Here is a 19044-nt window from a genome sequence, read left to right on the forward strand (position 1 = left end):
AGGGGTACAGTGCAAGATGACCGGCCGATCCTGCCGAGAGCGAGCCTCGCGTGGGTACCGTGAGCCTGTGCTGCATCTCCTCATCGATACATCCACCTGGCTCGATATGGCTCGTCGGCGCGACGGCCAGCGATGGATCGTCGCGATTCGCGTCCTCGTGCTTCAGAACAAGGTCCGGCTCCTCGTGCCTTCGCTGATCATCGACGAGTTCGAACGCAACCGGGAGCGAATCGAAACGTCCATGACTGCCAGCATCGCTCAGCGCTTCAAACAGATTCGGCAAGACCTTCAGGAGTACGGGGGAGAGGACGACGCCCACGCGTACGCCGTCATCGAAGACCTCGGGAGGCACCTTCCGCTCATCGGAGGGATGACGACGCGCAATTTCGATGAGATCCTCGATCTACTCAGAGCGGGTCACGGTGTCGAGCCCAACGATGAGACGCAGGCGCGGGTTGTCGAACGGGGACTTGCCAAGCGTGCGCCGTTCCACCGGGGCAAGAACAGCGTTGCTGACGCGCTGCTCGTTGAGCTCTTTGGCGAGGCGTCACGAGCTGCCGACCTCGACGCTGATCCGCATGCATTCGTGACCACCAACAGCGATGACTTTTCTCTCGTCGGGGGTGACAAGCGGGAGCCTCATCCCGACATCGCCGAGCTGTTTGAACCCGTCGGCTCTCACTACCTTCTGGGAGTTGACGGACTCGATACTTACCTGCGAAGCCACTTCGGTAAGGAGATAGAGGAACTGTTCGCCGACACCGACTTCCAAGAGGAGCCGCGGAGACTTGATGAGATCGTCGCCGCTGAGCAGGAGCTTTTCGACCGGATCTGGTACCACCGCTCGCTCCAACGCGACTATCGGCTCGAAGCTGATGGCAACCTTGCGGAACTGGAGCGCCACCAGGAAGTCGCCGGACCGGGGCGGGAGCGCTTAGAAGCCACGTACGTAGAGTCGGGTCAACGAGGGCCGTACTCCGACTTCGAGCTCGGCATGCTCAACGGCAAGCTGTCGGCTATCCGATGGGTCCTCGGGAGTGAGTGGGACTTCCTCGATACCTGACAACGGTTGACGAGCCAATTGGGTCTCCGCGCGGTCGCGGACGACGCGCTCGGGACTGGGCAACCAACGCCAACCGTAGGATCAGCGCCATGGGCGCGAAGCTTGCGCCTGACCACGCACTCACTGCCGAGAGACGAAGAGGGCGCCGATGACTCGGACTCCGTCAAAACTGACTGACGCTCAAGCGAAGAGCATCCTCCTTGACTGGCCCGCCTCTACGTCAGATCTCTGGCCTCCGCCCGGAGGCTCGGGCCGGTGGATCAGGGCGCAGCCAGTTGACGGCAAAGCGAAGGGCCCACGCCTCGCGTCGCCGGGGGCGAAGCTCTTTGTGACCCAGCCAGATGGACTTTGGGTTTTCTCTAACGGTGGCGACAGTTGCGATGTGGTCGGGGTGGAGGTGTGTGGCACCGTGCAGAATCTGGATGACAAGAGATCGCGCTACATGCCGTCAAGCCACAGCATCGTCTTGCAGCTCTCCGAATCATGGTGCAGTGAACTCGTGCCCGTTCGAGGAGGCGCCAAGAAGTCGCGACGAGAGGTTCCGGTGACGATGGCAGCGGCTGGTTCCCAGCATTTTTCGGTTCCTGTTCGCTTCCTGCGAGTTCTCTACGCGCTGCCCAACGCGATCTACAAAAAGTGGGTCCCAGAGCACACCCCGACGGGCTACAAATATTTCTGTCCGCATTCGTCGTTGGCGAGCTACAACGTGCAGAAGATGCAGGCCTTCCTCAGGAGGATGTCCATTTCATCGCAGTTCTACCTAGATCCGGCAAACGTTAGATGAGGCTGGGAGGACTCGTGACCCGATCTGGGACTTAGCATGCACGCTGAGGCGCGGCTCTCTTATCGACCGAACTGCCTATCCCGCGGTATCAGACGGCTTCGCGCTGGGCACGTCGTGTAGGTCGGCTGACTCAGCGTTTAGGACGGCGAGCCGGACCTCGTCGTAGGTCAAGCTGATCGGCTGCTCGAAGTCGATGAAGTGGCCACTGGAGTCCTTCGGGACGCGGCTGACCATGAGGTCACGGACGCGAGTTACTGCATCCATGTTCGCGGCCAGCAGTACCTCTGTGTCACGGCGCCCCGCGCTGATCAAGAGGCGAGCTTCTTCCCGCTCCAAACCGTCGGGTCGTTCGATACCGCGAAGATACATCTCGATGTCTCCCTTGAAGCTCTTATCGAGATGGTGATCGAGGAGCGCGTTCTCGGCTGTTGAACCTGCTAGTAAGAACACAAGCGCGTCAGCCTGACGAGGTTGCACCCACTCGGCCGGACGGTCCGTCAACATCGTCACACCACCAGCAATAACCGACGACGCGCCTCCGGCCCAGGCGACAACCGTCTCGTGAGCAGGACGGATCGTTACATCCCGGAACTCGAAGTCCAGGAGGATGGCGGCAGCTGCATGTCCCGCCTCATGCGTTGTGATGTGACTTAGCCACCCATGATTTGCACAGGCGTACGCATCCAGCATCATCCGCTCACCGTACCCTCTGGGCAGTCTGCTCAGCGGGTGACGCCACCTTCAGGAATGGTGTGCCCACCGTTCCGACTGCGCTCAGCGGTCCAGGTCACACGGAATCGGTTCGGGCAATCAGGCCCCCGCTAAGCGCGGGTCGGGGGCCGGTACCATCGGCTCGTGGAGTTCGCCGAGGGTTACACGGGGTCATCGAAGACAATGTGTGTCGAGCACGTGACTGACCCTGTGCTGCGACACCAGGTTGAGCCAGATGTTTCCGAGCTGGCGTGCTCCTTCTGTGGGCGGTCCGTGCGCGCAGATGAGCCTCCGTTTGCTGTGCCGTTGGATTCGATTGGCGACCGCGTATACGAAGTGGCGCTTTGGTTGTATGACAGCTTCGACAACGCGTCGGTTTTCGACAATGAGGTCTACGAATCCGGCTTGGAGACAACTGATGTCGTGTGGGACTGCGTGAGCCGCGCGATTGACCCCTTGGTAGTTGACGATGTCGTTGACGCCCTCAGCGAAGCCATCAGCACACCGGAGTCATGGATACCTGCACGGCTGGAAGACGACCTGACATTCGGATGGGAACAGTTCGCGCAGACTGTCAAGCATGAGTCGAGGTTCGTGTTTATTGGCTACTCCGGCCGACCCGGCATCGACACAGAACCTCCAGGACGGTTGGCGCGATTCTTGGAGAGCGTGCTCGTCTACGCCGACAAGCAAACCCGAATGGTGACGACACTGCCCGCCGGCACTCCCTTGTATCGGGGACGCATGGAGCGCGACGCGCGCAAGACCCGGCGCGACATCGACGACGAGCTGAGCAAGAACCTCGGACCGGCCCCCATCGAGAAAGCCGCCGCAGGTCGGATGCAGGCGCAGGGGATTCCGTATCTCTACGCTGGAGACTCCATCCGTACAACGGTCGCCGAGGTGGCTCTCCACGACGGTAAGAACGACGAAGCGATTGTGGGCCGCTTCGTCACACAACGTGACCTGCGGATCCTGGATTTCACCCGGACGCCGGTCATACCGTCCGTGTTCGAGCACGCAGCGCGCCAGCGCTTCTCGTTCACACGATTCGTGGATGCGTTTGTTGACGCCATCACCGCTGGCGTCTACCAGGATGACTCGCAGGCTGTCTCCTACGCGCCTACGCAGGTGATGACAGAAGCCCTGAGGTGGCTCGCTCCACGCCCCATCGACGGCATCGCCTTCCCTAGCCATGCGGCGAAGGGTGGCAAGAACTACGCGCTCTTTTTCGGACCTGGCGAAGATTTCGCGACTGAGCCGCCATCCGAGAAGGAACAGAAAGAACACAGCAGCCTGTGGCGGACCACATTCGGCCCACGCGTCGCGCCCACTTTTGTGTTGGCAAGAGGCGATGTGACACTGCACAAAGTGTCGCGGAATGTTCGCGTGACGGCACTCTAGACCTTGCGGGGATGCAACTGCCTGCAACGCGAGGGGCATGCGAACTGCTGGTATCAAGCGTGGCTTGTAGTCCGGCTGTATCCCCGACGCTCACGGATGGGGACGTCAACGCTGCGTAGTCCGTTGAGCACGGTCTGCGGATCGAATCCCAACCTGCGCCCGATCGCGGCGGCGGACTTCCCCTCGCCGTACAGTGCCGCAGCGACCGTGATGTTTGCCTCGCTCATGCGGCGAACCGTCTCAATCCCACGGGAGGCGAGGTGGGTACCCACTGTCTGCCGCGTGACGCCGAACTGGCGGGCCACATCAGCCACGTTGCCGACTTCGAGGTAACGCGCGACCAGCTCATCTATCTCGGAAGGGCGGAGCTGACGGGCGGATCGGGCTCGCGGTGCTGCTTGCTTCGGTCTCCGGGACTGCGCAGCCTTCAATACGAGCTCTGAAGGAGGGTGACCGTCGCAATGTTTGGAGTAAGCGTGCAGTAGGTCCACCACGCGGGTTCTCCCGCGGAACACCACCGAGAACGGCGCCTCAGCGAGGCGCCGTTCGTGTTTCTGGAGGTTCTCATCGCGGCGCGTTCGACACCGTGCGCGGATGCGCGGCTGCTCGGTGCCCACCGCGCCGGCGGCGCCGGGTGGTTGGTCGCGTGGGCGCCGCGGCGCGGGCCGCGTGGGGGCGGTGGAAGTGGCCCCGGGGCGCCAGAGATGGCCCCGGGGTCACGATGGGATAGGGGCAGCCGCATCTCGCCACGCCGACGCGCGCGCGCCGGGTTCTTCTTCACCCGGCGGGGCGTTTCGCTACGCGGCCCTTTCGGGCCGCTCCGAGCATCGACGGGGCGTCCTCTCCGTCGAGGCGCCTTTCCTGCCGGCCCCGTCACGAAGACCCGGGCGTCCAAGGGGCTTTTCGGGGATGTCTCGACTGCGGAAGGCTCTCGAACGCCGTCAAGCGGGATGGGCGAGCATCCGCTCCCGCCTCCCGCCTCACGATCTGTTGCGAGGAGCGAGAAATGGCCCGATCAATGAGCGGCGCTTCGCCGTCGTGCGGTACGTAATGCGCACCAATAAACCACTGAGCGAAGAAGTCCCGACGTCCTCCAAAAAGACGGCGGTAAACGGAGCAAGTGAAGCCGGGCCGACGTGGAGGAGGGGATCACGCTCGTGATGCCGGCCGGGGCCTCGGCAAGCGCGACCCCATCGCTTCTCCCTGGTGGCCGATGATTCCGAGAATTGCGCGGCTTTCACGGGGTGTTCCGTCGCTGTCGTCCTCGGGCTCGCGCTGTGGAAATCACTGCGGCCCTCGAGACCCGGCGCCCGACTCACGGTGCCCAAGGCCCGGTAGGAGTGCGCCGCTTGTGTCCTCGTCGCGCACAAGAAACGAGACGGCCACATGATTTCGATAATGTCCTTTTGTGGGCAGAGATAGACGCCGCATAAAAGCGCATCGCCGGCGGACGAACGGTCACCTGAGCCGGTCGGTTCGCGTCGCGAAGGCCGTCGCGAGCCTGCTCGTCGCGCTCCTTGTCGCGCTGACGGTCGGCGTCACGCCAGCTGCGGCGACGACGCGCGGCCCGTCCGACGACCTCGTTCCGGCATCCGGGGCGTACTTCGGGTCCATCCTCGATTGGGGGAGCGACAGCGTGGCCGACCAAGCCGACCGGCTCGGGTCTCCCAGCGCGCTCTACCAACGAGAAGTGCCGTACCCGCTCACGGACGCGGAGCGCACCTATCTCGCCGGGTTCTTCCAGCAGACGGCCGCCGCCGGATCGATCCCGCTGGTGACACTTCGGCCCACGATGCCCCTGGCCGATCTGGGGGAGGCCCAGGCTCAGGAGTTCGTCGACGCGCTGGAGGAGGTGGCCCGTCCCGCCGGTGCGTCCGTCTACCTCAGCTTCGCGCCCGACATGAACACCACGTGGGCGCCGTGGGGGCAGCGACCCGACGCCTACCGCGCGGCGTTCCAGACGTTCGCCGACGTGGTGCACGAGCGGCTCCCGCGCGCGGCCGTCGTCTGGTCGCCGTTCTGGGGCGGCGACTATCCCTTCCGCGGCGACGCGCCCGCCGCAGCAGACGGAGCGGACACCGACGGCGACGGGGTCCTGACCGGCGGCGACGATCCCTACGCTCCGTACTACCCCGGCGACGCATCGGTGGATGCCGTGGGACTGTCGCTCTACTTCGACGCGACTGGCGGACAGGGGGCGCGCAACGTCGTGCCCGGGCCCGACGACTTCGTCTCGCGCCTCACCGGGACCGACTTCTCCGGCGCCCCCGACTTCTCCGGCGCCTACGCCTCGGCCGAGCGACCCCTCCTGATCCAGACGGCCGCCTTCTACAGCTCCAGCGCCGGCGGGCCCGGCGAGCTCGAGGTGAAGTCGGCCTGGTGGCGCCAGATCATGGCGGCGGTCGGATCGGGGCAGGTCGACGATCTCGGTGCGGTCATCTGGCAGGAGACGGCCACCACGCGAGGCGTCGTCGGTGAGACGGTCATCGACTGGTCGGTGACACTGACCTCCGACGAGGTGCGTTCGACGTTCGTGGACGATCTCCGTACCTCGGAGCTGGTGCTCGGTCCGGTTCGAGATCGGTCGGGTGCGTCAGCGGCCACGTCGCAGGCGAGCGGTGCGGTGAGCTGGGCGGTCGCGGCGATCGTCGCGGCTCTGGCCGCGGCACTCGTGATCTTCGCCGTGCGCGGATCGCCCCGCGCGCAGCGGTGGCGGTACGCCGGCATCCCCTCGCGAGACGCGCGCATCGATCTCTTCCGCGGTCTGGCGATCGTGTTCGTCGTGGTCAACCACCTGGGCCTGATGAGCTTCCTCCAGATCGGCACGCAGGAGTTCCTCGGCGTCGTCTCGGGCGCCGAGCTGTTCGTGCTCCTCTCGGGCCTGGTGCTGGGGCTGGTGTACCGCCCCAAACTGGTGTCCGGCGGGATCGGCGAGGTCGTCATCCGCACGTTCGGCCGATCGGCGAAGCTGTACCGCACAGCCCTGGCGGTGGTCGTCCTCGTCTTCTTCCTCGCCCTGATCCCCTTTCTGCGTGGCCAGGCGGTGACGACCTTCACCGACCAGGGCACGGGGGCGGCCGGTCCCGGTGCGACAGGCCGGGTGTACGACCTCTACGCCGGAGCCGACCGGCTCCTGCAGTACCCCGTGGATCCGCAGGTCGTCGTCGATTTCCTGCTTCTGCGCATGGGACCGTGGCAGTTCAACGTCATGGGTCTGTACGTCATCCTGCTGCTGCTCTCGCCGCTGGTGCTCTGGGCTCTGGGACGTCGGTGGTGGCCGTGGGTGCTGGGCGTGAGCGCGACGCTCTACGTCATCGGGTACACCACGAGGGTCCGCCTGCTCCCGTCGCAGTTCGAGGACTCGTTCCCGCTCCTCGTGTGGCAGCTGCTCTTCGTGGTGGGCATGGTCGCGGGATTCCACCGCCGGGAACTGCTCGCCTGGTTCAGCACGAGCGTCGGACGGATCGTGCTCATCGCCCTGGTGGCGGTCGCGGTCGCGCTGATGCTGTTCTCCTGGAACAACCCCTACAGCCCGGCTCCGGGAGATCCGCGTCTGAGCCTGGTGTCCGACAACACCTTCCGAGACGTGTACGCCGCGTTCTTCGAGCGCACCTACCTCGCGCCCGGTCGCCTGCTGAACGTGCTGGTCGTGGTCGTCGTCGTGTACGCGCTGCTCACGGCGTACTGGAAGCCGATCTCGACGGTCGCGGGCCGATTCCTCGTGCCGCTCGGCGAAGCGACCCTCTACGTCTTCATCATGCACGTCTTCTTCGCTCTGGCGGTCGCCAGCATCCCGGTGCTGAACCAGGGCAATCTCCTGTACAACACGCTCGCGAACGTGCTGGTCCTCGCCCTGCTCTGGGTCATGGTGCGAACGCGATTCCTCTTCGGGGTGGTGCCGCGATGAATGCGTCGGACGAGAACGACCGGATGCCGGAAGACACCCGCATCAGCGAGCGACGTCTGCTGCTCATGCGCATCGTCGTGGTGCTGACGATCCTGCTCGGCGTCAACTACGTCACCTGGCGCTGGTTCTTCTCGCTCAACTGGGACGCCTGGTGGATCGCCGTGCCCCTCATCGTCGCCGAGACCTACAGCCTGATCGATGTGTGCCTGTTCGGAATGATGATGTGGAAGGCGCGGGGCCGTCCCGCGCCGCCCGCGCCGCCCGAGGGCCTCGGGGTCGACGTCTTCATCGCCACCTACAACGAACCCGTCGACCTGGTGATGACGACCGCGCTCGCCGCGCAGCGCATCCGCTATCCGCACCGCACGTGGATCCTCGACGATGGTTCGCGCGAGGACATGCGCGAGCAGGCGGAGGCGGCGGGCATCGGTTACATCTCCCGGGGCTCCGAGTGGGACGACCGGCCCCGGCACGCCAAAGCCGGCAACATCAACAACGCCCTGCAGATCACCGACGGCGAGTTCATCCTCATCCTGGATGCCGACATGATCCCGCGCCCCGAGATCCTCGACCGCACGCTCGGCTATTTCACCGATCCTCTGGTCGCGCTCGTGCAGACCCCGCAGATCTTCAGCAACGTCGCCACCGGCGACCCGCTCGGCAGTCAGGCACCGCTGTTCTACGGTCCGATCCAGCAGGGCAAGGACGGCTGGAACGCCGCGTTCTTCTGCGGATCGAACGCGATCCTCCGCCGCGAGGCCCTCATGCAGCTCGGCATCGTGGGGTACGTGCGCGAACTCGACCGCTCGGTCGTCACCGCCTTGCGCAGCGCGGGGCGGGTCATCGAGAAGGCGCGAACGCACCCCGCGGCATCCGATCCGGCCGTTGCCACGGCGCTCGACGACGTCGCCGATGCGGTGCGGGACGCCCGGGAGGCACTGCGCTCGCGCCAGCCTCTGGGAGAGGTGACCTATCGCCTGCATCGGAGGGTGGATGCCGCGACGCAATCGATCGTGGCCTCCGATGTCGCGGGGATCGACGCCGACCTGCGCGAGCTGGCGGCGCTCGCCGGACCCGGGGGCGCCGGTGCGACGCCGGAGGAGCAGGCGTTCGACGTCGAACAGGCGGTCAGTGCCCTCTCGACGCGGGAGCTGTCACCCCTGAACGCGCTCGAAGCGGTCCAGGCGGTGCTTCGCACCATCGGCGTGGACCGCGCCGCCGAGGCGCAGCCGGTCATGCCGCTGGCGACCATCTCGGTGACCGAGGACATGGCCACCTCCATGCGCATGCACGGAATGGGGTGGAAGAGCGTCTACCACCACGAACTGCTCGCCGACGGCCTCGCGCCCGAGGACCTCGGAACGATGCTCACCCAGCGTCTGCGCTGGGCGCAGGGGACCATGCAGGTGCTCCTGCGCGAGAACCCGCTCGTGCAGTGGGGCATGTCGCTTCCGCAGCGGCTGATGTACTTCGCCACGATGTGGAGCTACCTGTCGGGGTACGCCGCGGTCGTCTACTTCGCCGCGCCGATCATCTTCCTCGTGCTCGGAATCCTCCCCGTGCACGCGTACGCCGTCGAGTTCTTCGCCCGGTTCATCCCCTTCATGATCGTGAACCAGCTCCTGTTCGTGATCGCGGCGAAGGGCGCGCCCACCTGGCGAGGGCAGCAGTACAGTCTCGCCCTCTTCCCGGTGTGGCTGAAGGCGTGCTCGACGGCGTTCAACAACGTCGTGCTGCGCATCCCGCTGGGCTTCGCCGTGACCCCCAAGACGCGTCCGAGCAACGACGGACCGCAGTGGCACCTCATCAAGACCCAGCTGGTCGTGATGGTGCTGCTCGTGCTCGCCATCATCGCGGGATGCATCCGGTTGTTCGTCGACGGGGCCGAGCCGGTGGGCACCGCGGTCAACATCGCATGGGCCGTCTACGACCTCGTCGTGCTGAGCGTGCTGTTCCAGGCGGCGACCTTCAAGGGGTACGACCCCGTCGCCGAGGCGGAGCGCCTCGCCGATCACGCCCGGAATCCTCGCAGGAAGGCCTCCCGATGACGATTCACCCCGCACCCTTCGACGACGTCGCGAGTCAGATCGCGGTCGAAGCGCTCGGCATCCTGGATACGCCCCGCGACGAACGTTTCGACCGCATCACCCGCATCGCCCAGGAGATGTTCGCGGTGCCCATGGTCAGTGTGACGCTGCTCGACCGCGATCGACAGTGGCGCAAGTCCGAGATCGGCCTCGGCGGGCGCGAAGCGCCGCGGCAGGACGCGTTCTGCGACTTCACGGTGCGCGAGGGGCGCACGGTGGTCATCCCCGACGCGAGTGTCGACGAACGGTGGGCGGCCAATCCGTTCGTCGAGGGCGAGCCGCACCTGCGCTTCTACGCGGGCCACCCCCTGCAGGCGGGACCGGGCGAACGAATCGGCACGCTGTGCCTCATGGACACCCGGCCGCGCGTGCTCGACGAGCGCGAGACGACCCTGCTGCAGGACCTGGCGAGCTGGGTGCAGTCCGAGATCCTGCGGCAGAACGAGATCGATGACGCGTCGAGCATGCAGCGCATGCTCCGTCCGCGGGCCTCGGCCGACATGGCCGGGTACAAGGTCGCGGCCGTCACGATCCCCGCGGGGCTGATCGCGGGCGACTTCTACGACTGGTACTCCGTCGGTTCACGCGTACGATTCACCCTGGCCGACGTGATGGGCAAGGGACACGCCCCCTCGCTCCTCGCCGCGGGCCTGCGGGCCTCACTGCGGACCGAGCCCGGCCGTGATCTGCTGGAGACAATCCGCGAAGCCGATCGTTTGCTCAGCGCCGATCTTGAGGACCTCGGCACGTTCGTCACCGCGTTCCACGCCGAGCTCGACCCGGGGAGCGGATCGATGCGCTTCGTCGACGCCGGCCACAGTCTCGGCTACGTCCTGCGCGCCGACGACACGTGGGAGCACCTGACGTCCACGGGCGTTCCCCTCGGCATGGGCCTTCAGGAGGCGCGTGCGTCGTCGCAGGTGCAGCTCGCGCCGGGCGACATCTTCATGGTCTGCAGCGACGGACTGCTCGACGTCCTCGATCCCCACGACCCGCTCGGGCACGTTCTCCGCGTCATCCGGGAGCGCGGGATCGAGGGTGCCCTCGACGAGGCCGCGCGGCTCACCCGGCAGACGAGCGACCCCGACGATCTGACCCTGCTGGTGGTGGAGCGCACCAACGCCTCCACCGAGAAAGGAACGGCATGAACATCGAACGACGAGACCTCACCCACGCGGTGGTGCTGGAGATCGAAGGTCGCCTCACGGCAGCCGTCGCCCCGCAGCTTCGCAACGAGGTCGCCGATCTCGTCGCCGCGGGGCGCACGAACGTCGCGGTCGACCTCGCGAAGGTCGACTTCATCGACTCCTCGGGTCTCGGCGCCCTGATCGGGGCGCTGAAGGCCACCCGCGTCGCAGGGGGCGACCTTCGCATCGCGGCCGCGGGCGACCAGGTGAAGCAGGTGCTGCGACTGACCAACCTCGATAAGGTACTGGCGATGTACCCCGACGCTGAGCGAGCCTTCGATGGCTCCTGACAATGTCGTCACCCGTGAAGGGGTGGCGACACTACCTTTCGTGGAGACCCTCCACGACGCTCTGTCCGAACTCGCCACCCGGGCCCCCGACATCCCGGAGGCCGACCTCAGCCTGTTCTCCCTGGCGGTGATCGAGATCGCGACCAACATCGCGGTGCACGGCGCGCGCGGCGACGAGGATGTGAAGCTGGCCGTCGAGCTGTCGGCGGGGGAGGCGCTGCGCGCGACGCTGCGCGACGATGCGCCGCCCGTCGACTTCGACCCGACCGCTCAGACCATGGTCGACGCGCTCGCCGAGTCGGGCCGCGGACTCGCTCTCGCGGCGGCCGTCTGCGACGAACTCTCGGTCGAACGCCGCGGGGGCAACGTCTGGAGGCTGGTCCGCCACCTCGGATGACGCGGGGGTCAGCACCGACGCCGGCCGACGAGCAGTCGGGCCGCGGCCGCGGGGAACGGGCGCGCGGCGGGGCTCAGTCGCCCTCGGCCCACCCTCCGGGAGCGGCGATGTTGAACATCCAGGCCACGCCCCACGGGTCGGTCACCTCGCCGTAGAGGTCGCCCCACACCTGCTTCTCGAGCGGCGTGACCACCTCGGCGCCGCGCTCGACGAACCGGTCGTAGAAGCCCCGGACGCGGTCGGTCTCATCGCTCATGAAGGCCGCCTGCACCCGGCCCTTTCCCCACCCAGCGGCAGGTTCGCCGAAGGCGTCGGCGCCCATGACGGTGAATCCGTCCGCGCGCAGCTCCGAATGCATGACCCCCTCCGCAGGGGCGTCGCTGACACCGAAGTCCGCGAACGTGTGGATGGCGAGCTCACCCCCGAAGACCGTCTGGTAGAAGGTCATCGCCTCGCGGGCGGCGCCGCTGAACGAGATGTACACGACGAGTGAGGTCGACATGGCGGCATCCTTCGAACGGGGACGGTTCGCCCTAACCCTAGACCGGGCTGCGCCGGGCCGCCAGAGCTCGGTGATGCCGGGACCGGCCGCCCGAAACGGCCCGCACGGCCGGCGCTTCGCGTGGGAGGAGAGCGTCAGTAGCGGATCGCGTCGATCACCTTCACCCGCACGGCGACGAGCGCGGGGAGCAGTCCCGCGAGCGCGCCGACGACGGTCGCAGCGACCAGGCCGGTGATCGCCGCATCCACCGGGAAGGGCGGGAAGTCGCTGACCATGCCCTGGCCGACGAGGTCGCGGACCGCGGGGGATTGCACCACCAGGATCGACACGATCACACCCACTCCGCCGGCGACGACCGTCGCGACGACGCTCTCCATCATCACGGCGAAGAAGACCCGACTCGCCGTCGCTCCGAAGCTGCGACGGATGCCGATCTCGCGCACGCGCTGCTTGACCGTCACGAGGGCGATGTTCACCAGCCCGAGGGCGCCGAGCAGCAGCACGAGGACCGCGATGCCGATGACGACGTTGCGGGTGACGGCGAAGGGGTCCTCACCGTAGGTGGCCCAGTCCTGCCGGTTGATGTCGACCTGGGAGCCCTCCCCGAGGGCGCCGACGAGGTCGCGCTGGACCAGACCGGTCAACTGCTCGGACAGCTCCGGCGGGACCCACATCTCGTACTGCGTCTGCGGACCGTACCCGCCGCCGTACGGATCCGGTGCGGCGGCGGCGCTCGTCCCGCGCTCGCCGGTCGCGGCATCCTCGATCGCCTTCGCGTGATCGGCCAGCATGAACATCGAGGGCATCGTGTCCCACGTCGGCGACGGGGTGACGCCGACGACGACAGCGCGCACGCCCCCGGAGGGGATTCCGGATGCCGAGTTCGGCACGCCCTGTCCGCCGAGTGCGACCACCGGGTGGGTCGACAGCGGAGGCCGCCCCATACGATCCCAGAACACCTCATTGACGATGATCTGCGGGGCGAGCTGCTGCGCATCGAGGGGGGTGAACCACTCGCCCTCGCGCATCTGCACCCGGTGCATCTCCCCGTAGGGCTGGTCGACGGCCTGCGTCCCCACGTCCACGAGACCGTCGGGGAACGGCACGACCTGCGTCGTGTTCTGCACACGGCTCGCATACGTGACCCCGTAGCGGTCGACGACCTCGGCCCATGCGGCATCCACCCGCGCCGGATCCAATGCATCGCCGCCGCCGCCGTACATCGAGACGACCAGGGTGGCGGGCCGGCCGGAGCTGCGCTCGCTGAGCTCCATCGTCGACTGCTGCACGATCGCGCCCAGGGCGACGACGGTGGTGAGCGAGCACACGGCGACGGCGACGCCGACGAGGGAGAGCAGCACGCGCGTGCGGTGCACGCGCACTTCCTGCCAGGCCTCGAGGAGCGCGCCGACCAGTGCGGTGAGGGCGCGCATCAGTCGACCGTCCGGTCGGACGGCGCGGACGTCGTGGCCGGCGTGGAGAGGTCGGCGAAGCCGAGGTCGGCGAGGGCGTCGTCCGTCGCGGCGGCGCCGTTCGCCTCGGCATCCGGAGCCGTCTCGCGCCGATTCCGACGCGTGAGCGGTTCGAGGCTCGGGTCGTCGACGGGTGTGAGCACGCCCCGCTCGAGCCGGAAGTGACGGCGGGCGCGTCGAGCGATCATCGGGTCGTGCGTGATCGTCACCTGAGCTGCTCCCGTGCGGGTGGCGACGTCGTCGATGAGGTCCATGACGCTCTGGCCGGTGTCGAGGTCCAGCGCACCGGTGGGTTCGTCGGCGAGGATCAGACGCGGGCCGCGCACCAGCGACCGGGCGATGGCGACGCGCTGCTGCTCACCGCCCGACAGGCGATCGGGCAGGCTGCTGAGGCGGTGCCCGAGACCCACGAGCTCGAGCATCTCGGCGGCGATCCTCCTGCGCCGCCAGAAGGTGCGGCCCGTCGAGTACAGCAGCGGCATCGTGACGTTCTCGAGGGCGGTGCGTCCGGGGAGCAGGTTGAACTGCTGGAACACGAACCCGATCGCGGCTCCGCGCAGACGGTCGCGTTTCGCGGCGGAGTACGTCTTGACCGGGCGGTCGTCGAAGGTGATCTCGCCGCTGGTCGGCAGATCGAGCAACCCGAGCATGTTCAGCAGAGTCGACTTGCCCGACCCGGAGCGCCCGACGATCGAGACGTGGTCGCCCGCATCGATCGTGAGATCGACGCCCGAGAGGATCGTCAGCGCGGGCTGGTCCGGCGGGATCACCGTGCGGGTGACCTCGCGCAGGCTGAGCAGACTCACGGCGCGACGGCCTGGTCGCAGAACATCGAGCCGTCGGGATACACCGTGCACCCGTCGTCGGGGACGGAGAGTGCTCCGGGCGCGAACTCGAGGATCTCATCGCCCTCGTTCAGGCCCTGGGTGATCTGCACCTGCGTGCCGTCGGTGAGACCAAGGGCGACGGGACGCTCGGCCGTGGATCCGTCGGCGGCCGTCACCCAGACGGTGCCGCTCTGCGCGGCTCCGCGCACGGCGGTCGTCGGCACGACCAGGACGTTCTCGGCGCGTCCGCCTGCGATGGTCATCTCGGCGGCGAGCCCGGCGAACACGGTGACGTCGCCCGGCACGGAGCAGGTCGCGGTCGTCCCGGAGCCGGACGCGCCCGGTGCCGTACCGCCTCCACCGCTGCCGTCGGGCTGTCCCGTGCCGGAGGCGTCGCCGGTGCTGCCGGCGAGCGGAGTCGTGATCCGGAGGGTGCCGCAGGTGAACGCCGCCGGTCCGCCGGTGATCGTCACCGTCGCCTCCGTCGGACGGTCCAGCAGGCGGTACTGCTGAGCGGGTTGGAGCGTGCCGGTCACCGAGAACGTGGGCGGGGCCACGGTGCCGACGGTCATGCCGATCGTCACCTCCTGGCCCGCGATCACCGAGAGGGAGCTGAGCGTGCCCGACGCGGGCGCCGTGACCTCCACGTAGCGGAAGATCGCCGGCTTGGGCTTGCCCTCCTCATCCACGCTGTCGGCCGGGTCTCGCTCGATCGGCACCTTGACGTCGAACACCACGTCGTCCTGCGTCACGCTCGCGCCCTGCGCGAGGAAGATCTTGTTGACCGTGCCCGCGGCGGTCGCCTTCATCGGCACGGCGGCGTCGGCGGCGATCGTCGCGTCGATCACGACGTCATTGGTGATGGTGCCCAGTGCGGCGACCGTCCGCGGCTCGACGATCGCGCCCGTGGGCACGGCCGGCGACGCGTCGGCGGGGCGGTCCGGGAAGAACGCCAGCTTGACGAGGGCGGCCGCCACCACGGCCACGAGAAGAAGACGCAGGATCGGAAAGACCCACGTGCGTGCGATCCCCATGAAACCCCCCGGAACGGAAATCGTCGTCAGCGAATGCTTCCCACCCTAGGGGGGTCGGGTGTCCGATCCCGCCTCGCCGCAACCGGTGACGCGCGAGAGGCCGCCCCGGACGACGGATGCCACGACCCCGGTCACACGATGGCGGCGGGAGTCGTGGCATCCGAGGGGCGCCTAATTCTTCTTCGGGGGAGCGACCACCTGCGGGGCGATGAAATCACCCGAGCCGACTCTCGAATGACGGCGCGAGTAGGCGAAGTAGATGGCGAAGCCGAGTGCCAGCCAGATGAGGAAGCGCAGCCACGTCTCCACCGACAGGTTGAGCATCAGATAGGTGCAGATGAGGGCGGAGAGGATCGGCAGCACCGGGCTCCACGGCACCCGGAAGCCCCGCTTGAGATCCGGTCGCTTGCGACGGAGCACGAGGACCCCCACGGAGACCAGCACGAAGGCGGACAGCGTTCCGATGTTCACCATCTCCTCGAGCACGCCGATCGGGGTGAGACCCGCCACGACGGCCACGATCAGAGTGACCAGGATGGAGATGACCCACGGCGTTCGCAGGCGCGGGTGCACCTTGGCCAGAGCACCGGGCAGGAGCCGGTCGCGGGACATCGCGAAGATGATGCGTGTCGCGCCGATCATCAAGGTCAGCACGACCGTGGTGAGGCCCGCGACGGCGCCGGCGGCGATGACCGTGGCCATCCACGTCTGTCCGTGGAAGGCGAAGGCGTTCGCCAGGGCCGCGGAGGGGTTCAGTTCGCTGTAGGGGACCATGCCCGTCACGACGACCGCGACGGCGCAGTAGAGGATGGTGCAGATCACGAGCGAGGCGATGATGCCGATCGGGAGGTCGCGCTGCGGCCGCTTGGTCTCTTCCGCCGTCGTGGCCACGACGTCGAACCCGATGTAGGCGAAGAACACCAGTGCCGCACCGGCGAGCACACCGCCGACGCCGAAGGTGGCGGGCTCGAGGCCCGAGAGGAACTGCAGCAACGGCTGAGTCAGTCCCGTCTCCGACTCGGTCGGCATCGACGGGGGCACGAACGGGGAGTAATTGGCCGGGTTGATGAACATGATGCCCGCGATGATGACGAACAGGACGATGAAGAGCTTCACCGCGACCAGCACGAGGTTCACCCGGAGCGACTCCTTGATGCCGAGCGTCATCAGGGCGCCGAGCACCAGCACGAGCAGGATCGCGGGCAGATCGACGACACCGCCGTAGGAGATCGCCTCGGGCAGCACGATGCCGAGCTGCCCCAGGAACGCGCCGAGGTAGGCGCTCCATCCCTGCGCCACGACACTCGCGCCCAGGAACATCTCCAGGATGAGGTCCCACCCGATGATCCAGGCGAACAGCTCGCCGAGCGACGCGTACGAGAAGGTGTAGGCGGAGCCGGAGACGGGAACCGTCGAGGCGAACTCGGCATAGCACATGGCGGCGAGGCCGCACGCGATGGCGGCGATGACGAAGCTGATGACCACGGCGGGCCCCGCGACGTCATGCGCTGCGCGGCCGGTCAGCGTGAAGATGCCGGCACCGATCACCACGCCCACGCCGAAGACGGTGAGGTCGACCGCGGTCAAGGACTTCTTGAGTCGGAATTCCGGCTCGTCGGTGTCGGCGATGGACTGTTCCACCGACTTGGTACGGAAAAGGCTCACGCGATGCTTCCTCTGTTTCGGGTGGCATCCGGGGAGCGGACACCACACCCGGAGGATAGTCGCTCCCGCGCCGCGTGCCTATCCGCCCGCCCTCGCGTGCACACCATGACACGAAAGTCGATGTCGTCTGCGTCAATTCGCCGAGGTGTATTCTTTATGCATTATGGCAATGAAACACATCACTCACATGGTCGACGATCTCGATGGCACCGTTCTCGAAGACGGGCAGGGAAAGCAGATCACTTTCTCCGTCGAGGGGCGTGCGTACGAGATCGACCTTTCTGATCGGAACGCCGACAAGTTCTATTCGGCGATCGCTCCTTACGTCGATGCCGCGCGTTCGGTCGCCCGCGGGAACACCGCGCCGCGACGGGGTCGGACGACTCGACGCGCGAGCGATGTCGATCTGGGCGCCGTTCGTGAATGGGCGCGCGCCAATGGACACACGGTGAGCGACCGCGGTCGCGTGCCCGCGACCATCCTCGACGCGTACACCGAGGCCAATTCCTGAGTTTTCTCGGACGCGGCGGAAAGCAGACGTGTCTGCTCGGCTGACGTCGGGCGCGGTCACGCAATTCGCCGTTCTCGACGCCCTCCTCGCCGGTGTCTTCTCGCAAGGTTCGCCCGTCGCCGACGTGCGCGCCGCGGGAGACACCGGCGTGGGGTGCTGCGAGGGCCTCGGCGGCGAGGTGGTCATCGTCGACGGGGCCGTGTACGAGTGCACGGCGGACGGGCCCCCGCGCCTCATGGCGGAAGAGGAACTCCTGCCTTTCGTCGATGTGTGCTTCTTCGGGGATGCCATCGAGACGTCCGTCTCCGATCTCGACCTCCCCGGCCTCGACACCGCGGTCCAACAGGGTCTGCTGAGCCGCAACCTGTTCCATGCGGTGCGTGTGGACGGGACGATCGCCCGCGTCCTCACGCGCGTTCCTCGCCCTCAGCGGCCCCCGTTCCGCCCTCTCGCCGAGGTGGCCGCCGAGCAGATCGAGACCACCACATTGGACTGCCCGGGAAGCCTCGTGGGCTTCTGGATGCCGCGGATCTATCAGGGCATCACCGTGGCGGGTCTGCATCTGCATTTTCTGAGCGACGATCGGTCGATCGGCGGGCACGTCCTCGATCTTCGAATCGGCGAAGCGCGTCTGCGCGTCTCGGCGTTCGCCGACCTGCACCTGCGGCTTCCGCGGGAAGGGGAATTCCTTTCCACGGAACTCACCCATGATGACGACCGTCGCATCGTCGCGGTCGAAGGGCGCAGCGCTTCCCGGTCCTCGCCGCCGGAATGACCCCGTCGCCGCCGCGGCGGGCGAAAAGGCGGGTGAATTTGCATTGCATTCGACGGAGCGGACTCGATCGGCGGTTTATCGTCGGCGCATGGCGAAAAAGCACTTCACACAGCTGATCGACGATCTCGACGGCTCCGTGATCGACGACGGAACGACCGTGCAGTTCTCCTTCGGCGGTCACGCATATGAAATCGATCTCTCGCGCGATAACGCCGAGAAGATGCACGACGCGCTGCGTCCCTACATTTCCGCAGGTCGCGGCGCGGATTCCCCTCACGCCGTTCCGCGGCGCACGCCGCGCGGTCGCGCCATTCCCACGAGGGATCTGGCCGATGTGCGCTCGTGGGCCGAGAAGAACGGCCATTCCATCAATACCCGCGGGCGCATCTCCACCGCGGTCCTCGAGGCTTACGACGCCGCCCACTGAC

Annotated in this window: 17 protein-coding genes; 11 read left to right on the top strand and 6 right to left on the bottom strand. The window is 67.1% G+C overall.

Annotation, left to right across the window (positions count from 1 at the left end):
* Window positions 1–67: 67 nt before the first annotated feature.
* Together QE392_RS09815 and QE392_RS09820 are read left to right on the top strand one after the other, a co-directional pair.
* Complete coding sequence (locus tag QE392_RS09815) at window positions 68–1063, top strand: PIN domain-containing protein (protein WP_307451133.1); 996 nt, start codon at window positions 68–70, stop codon at window positions 1061–1063.
* Between the two features lie 328 nt (window positions 1064–1391).
* The gene (locus QE392_RS09820; protein WP_307451135.1) at window positions 1392–1847 is read left to right on the top strand and encodes a hypothetical protein; all 456 of its coding nucleotides are present in this window, start codon (window positions 1392–1394) and stop codon (window positions 1845–1847) included.
* A gap of 75 nt (window positions 1848–1922) precedes the next feature.
* Here QE392_RS09820 and QE392_RS09825 read toward each other — a convergent pair whose 3' ends face one another.
* Entirely contained in the window at window positions 1923–2540 is a 618-nt protein-coding gene (locus QE392_RS09825) for a hypothetical protein (protein ID WP_307451137.1), read from the bottom strand.
* A gap of 162 nt (window positions 2541–2702) precedes the next feature.
* Here QE392_RS09825 and QE392_RS09830 point away from each other — a divergent pair, with 162 nt between their 5' ends.
* From QE392_RS09830 to QE392_RS09855, 6 genes are all read left to right on the top strand, one after another.
* Entirely contained in the window at window positions 2703–3962 is a 1260-nt protein-coding gene (locus tag QE392_RS09830; protein WP_307451139.1) for an RES domain-containing protein, read from the top strand.
* A gap of 1408 nt (window positions 3963–5370) precedes the next feature.
* Window positions 5371–7869, top strand: coding sequence for an OpgC domain-containing protein (opgC, locus tag QE392_RS09835; protein ID WP_307451141.1), 2499 nt, complete (start codon window positions 5371–5373; stop codon window positions 7867–7869).
* Between the two features lie 23 nt (window positions 7870–7892).
* The gene (locus QE392_RS09840; protein WP_444875309.1) at window positions 7893–9917 is read left to right on the top strand and encodes a glycosyltransferase; all 2025 of its coding nucleotides are present in this window, start codon (window positions 7893–7895) and stop codon (window positions 9915–9917) included.
* The gene (locus QE392_RS09845) at window positions 9914–11104 is read left to right on the top strand and encodes a PP2C family protein-serine/threonine phosphatase (RefSeq protein WP_307451143.1); all 1191 of its coding nucleotides are present in this window, start codon (window positions 9914–9916) and stop codon (window positions 11102–11104) included. Before QE392_RS09840 ends, QE392_RS09845 begins: the two co-directional genes overlap by 4 nt.
* Window positions 11101–11433, top strand: a complete 333-nt coding sequence (locus tag QE392_RS09850; RefSeq protein ID WP_307451145.1) for an STAS domain-containing protein — start codon at window positions 11101–11103, stop codon at window positions 11431–11433. The genes QE392_RS09845 and QE392_RS09850 overlap by 4 nt, the downstream gene beginning before the upstream one ends.
* 40 nt (window positions 11434–11473) lie before the next feature.
* Window positions 11474–11830 carry an ATP-binding protein gene (locus QE392_RS09855; RefSeq protein WP_307451147.1) on the top strand — a complete coding sequence of 119 codons (357 nt, stop codon included), beginning with the start codon at window positions 11474–11476 and terminating at the stop codon, window positions 11828–11830.
* Window positions 11831–11903: 73 nt separating this feature from the next.
* On the opposite strand, the gene QE392_RS09860 is transcribed toward QE392_RS09855, so the two are convergent.
* The 5 genes from QE392_RS09860 to QE392_RS09880 form a co-directional block, all read right to left on the bottom strand.
* Entirely contained in the window at window positions 11904–12332 is a 429-nt protein-coding gene (locus QE392_RS09860; RefSeq protein WP_307451149.1) for a VOC family protein, read from the bottom strand.
* 134 nt (window positions 12333–12466) lie between these two features.
* Window positions 12467–13765: an ABC transporter permease gene (locus QE392_RS09865; protein ID WP_307451153.1), complete on the bottom strand. Its 1299-nt coding sequence runs from the start codon at window positions 13763–13765 to the stop codon at window positions 12467–12469.
* Window positions 13765–14610 (bottom strand): ABC transporter ATP-binding protein, encoded by an 846-nt coding sequence (locus QE392_RS09870; protein ID WP_307451155.1) that lies wholly within the window; start codon window positions 14608–14610, stop codon window positions 13765–13767. The genes QE392_RS09865 and QE392_RS09870 overlap by 1 nt, the downstream gene beginning before the upstream one ends.
* On the bottom strand, window positions 14607–15665 hold the full coding sequence (locus QE392_RS09875; RefSeq protein WP_307451158.1) for a hypothetical protein: 1059 nt from the start codon (window positions 15663–15665) through the stop codon (window positions 14607–14609). Before QE392_RS09875 ends, QE392_RS09870 begins: the two co-directional genes overlap by 4 nt.
* Before the next feature lie 171 nt (window positions 15666–15836).
* Window positions 15837–17330: an amino acid permease gene (locus QE392_RS09880; protein ID WP_307451160.1), complete on the bottom strand. Its 1494-nt coding sequence runs from the start codon at window positions 17328–17330 to the stop codon at window positions 15837–15839.
* Window positions 17331–17499: 169 nt separating this feature from the next.
* Between QE392_RS09880 and QE392_RS09885 the strand changes: the two genes are divergently transcribed.
* The 3 genes from QE392_RS09885 to QE392_RS09895 are packed head-to-tail and all read left to right on the top strand — an operon-like array spanning window position 17500 to window position 19043.
* Window positions 17500–17841: a histone-like nucleoid-structuring protein Lsr2 gene (locus tag QE392_RS09885; RefSeq protein WP_307451162.1), complete on the top strand. Its 342-nt coding sequence runs from the start codon at window positions 17500–17502 to the stop codon at window positions 17839–17841.
* Window positions 17842–17869: 28 nt separating this feature from the next.
* A complete protein-coding gene (locus QE392_RS09890) occupies window positions 17870–18616 on the top strand; it encodes an acetolactate decarboxylase (protein ID WP_307451164.1) in 747 nt (248 codons plus the stop codon).
* A complete protein-coding gene (locus QE392_RS09895; protein WP_307451166.1) occupies window positions 18549–19043 on the top strand; it encodes a histone-like nucleoid-structuring protein Lsr2 in 495 nt (164 codons plus the stop codon). Before QE392_RS09890 ends, QE392_RS09895 begins: the two co-directional genes overlap by 68 nt.
* Window position 19044: the final 1 nt, after the last annotated feature.

The sequence above is a fragment of the Microbacterium proteolyticum genome (genome assembly GCF_030818075.1).
Classification (GTDB): Bacteria; Actinomycetota; Actinomycetes; order Actinomycetales; family Microbacteriaceae; genus Microbacterium; species Microbacterium proteolyticum_A.

Coding starts and splice junctions, on each gene's coding strand:
- QE392_RS09825 (WP_307451137.1), bottom strand. CDS start 2,540: ATGATGCTGGATGCGTACGCCTGTGCAAATCATGGGTGGCTAAGTCAC.
- QE392_RS09840 (WP_444875309.1), top strand. CDS start 7,893: ATGCCGGAAGACACCCGCATCAGCGAGCGACGTCTGCTGCTCATGCGC.
- QE392_RS09845 (WP_307451143.1), top strand. CDS start 9,914: ATGACGATTCACCCCGCACCCTTCGACGACGTCGCGAGTCAGATCGCG.
- QE392_RS09850 (WP_307451145.1), top strand. CDS start 11,101: ATGAACATCGAACGACGAGACCTCACCCACGCGGTGGTGCTGGAGATC.
- QE392_RS09860 (WP_307451149.1), bottom strand. CDS start 12,332: ATGTCGACCTCACTCGTCGTGTACATCTCGTTCAGCGGCGCCGCCCGC.
- QE392_RS09865 (WP_307451153.1), bottom strand. CDS start 13,765: ATGCGCGCCCTCACCGCACTGGTCGGCGCGCTCCTCGAGGCCTGGCAG.
- QE392_RS09875 (WP_307451158.1), bottom strand. CDS start 15,665: ATGGGGATCGCACGCACGTGGGTCTTTCCGATCCTGCGTCTTCTTCTC.
- QE392_RS09885 (WP_307451162.1), top strand. CDS start 17,500: ATGAAACACATCACTCACATGGTCGACGATCTCGATGGCACCGTTCTC.
- QE392_RS09895 (WP_307451166.1), top strand. CDS start 18,549: ATGATGACGACCGTCGCATCGTCGCGGTCGAAGGGCGCAGCGCTTCCC.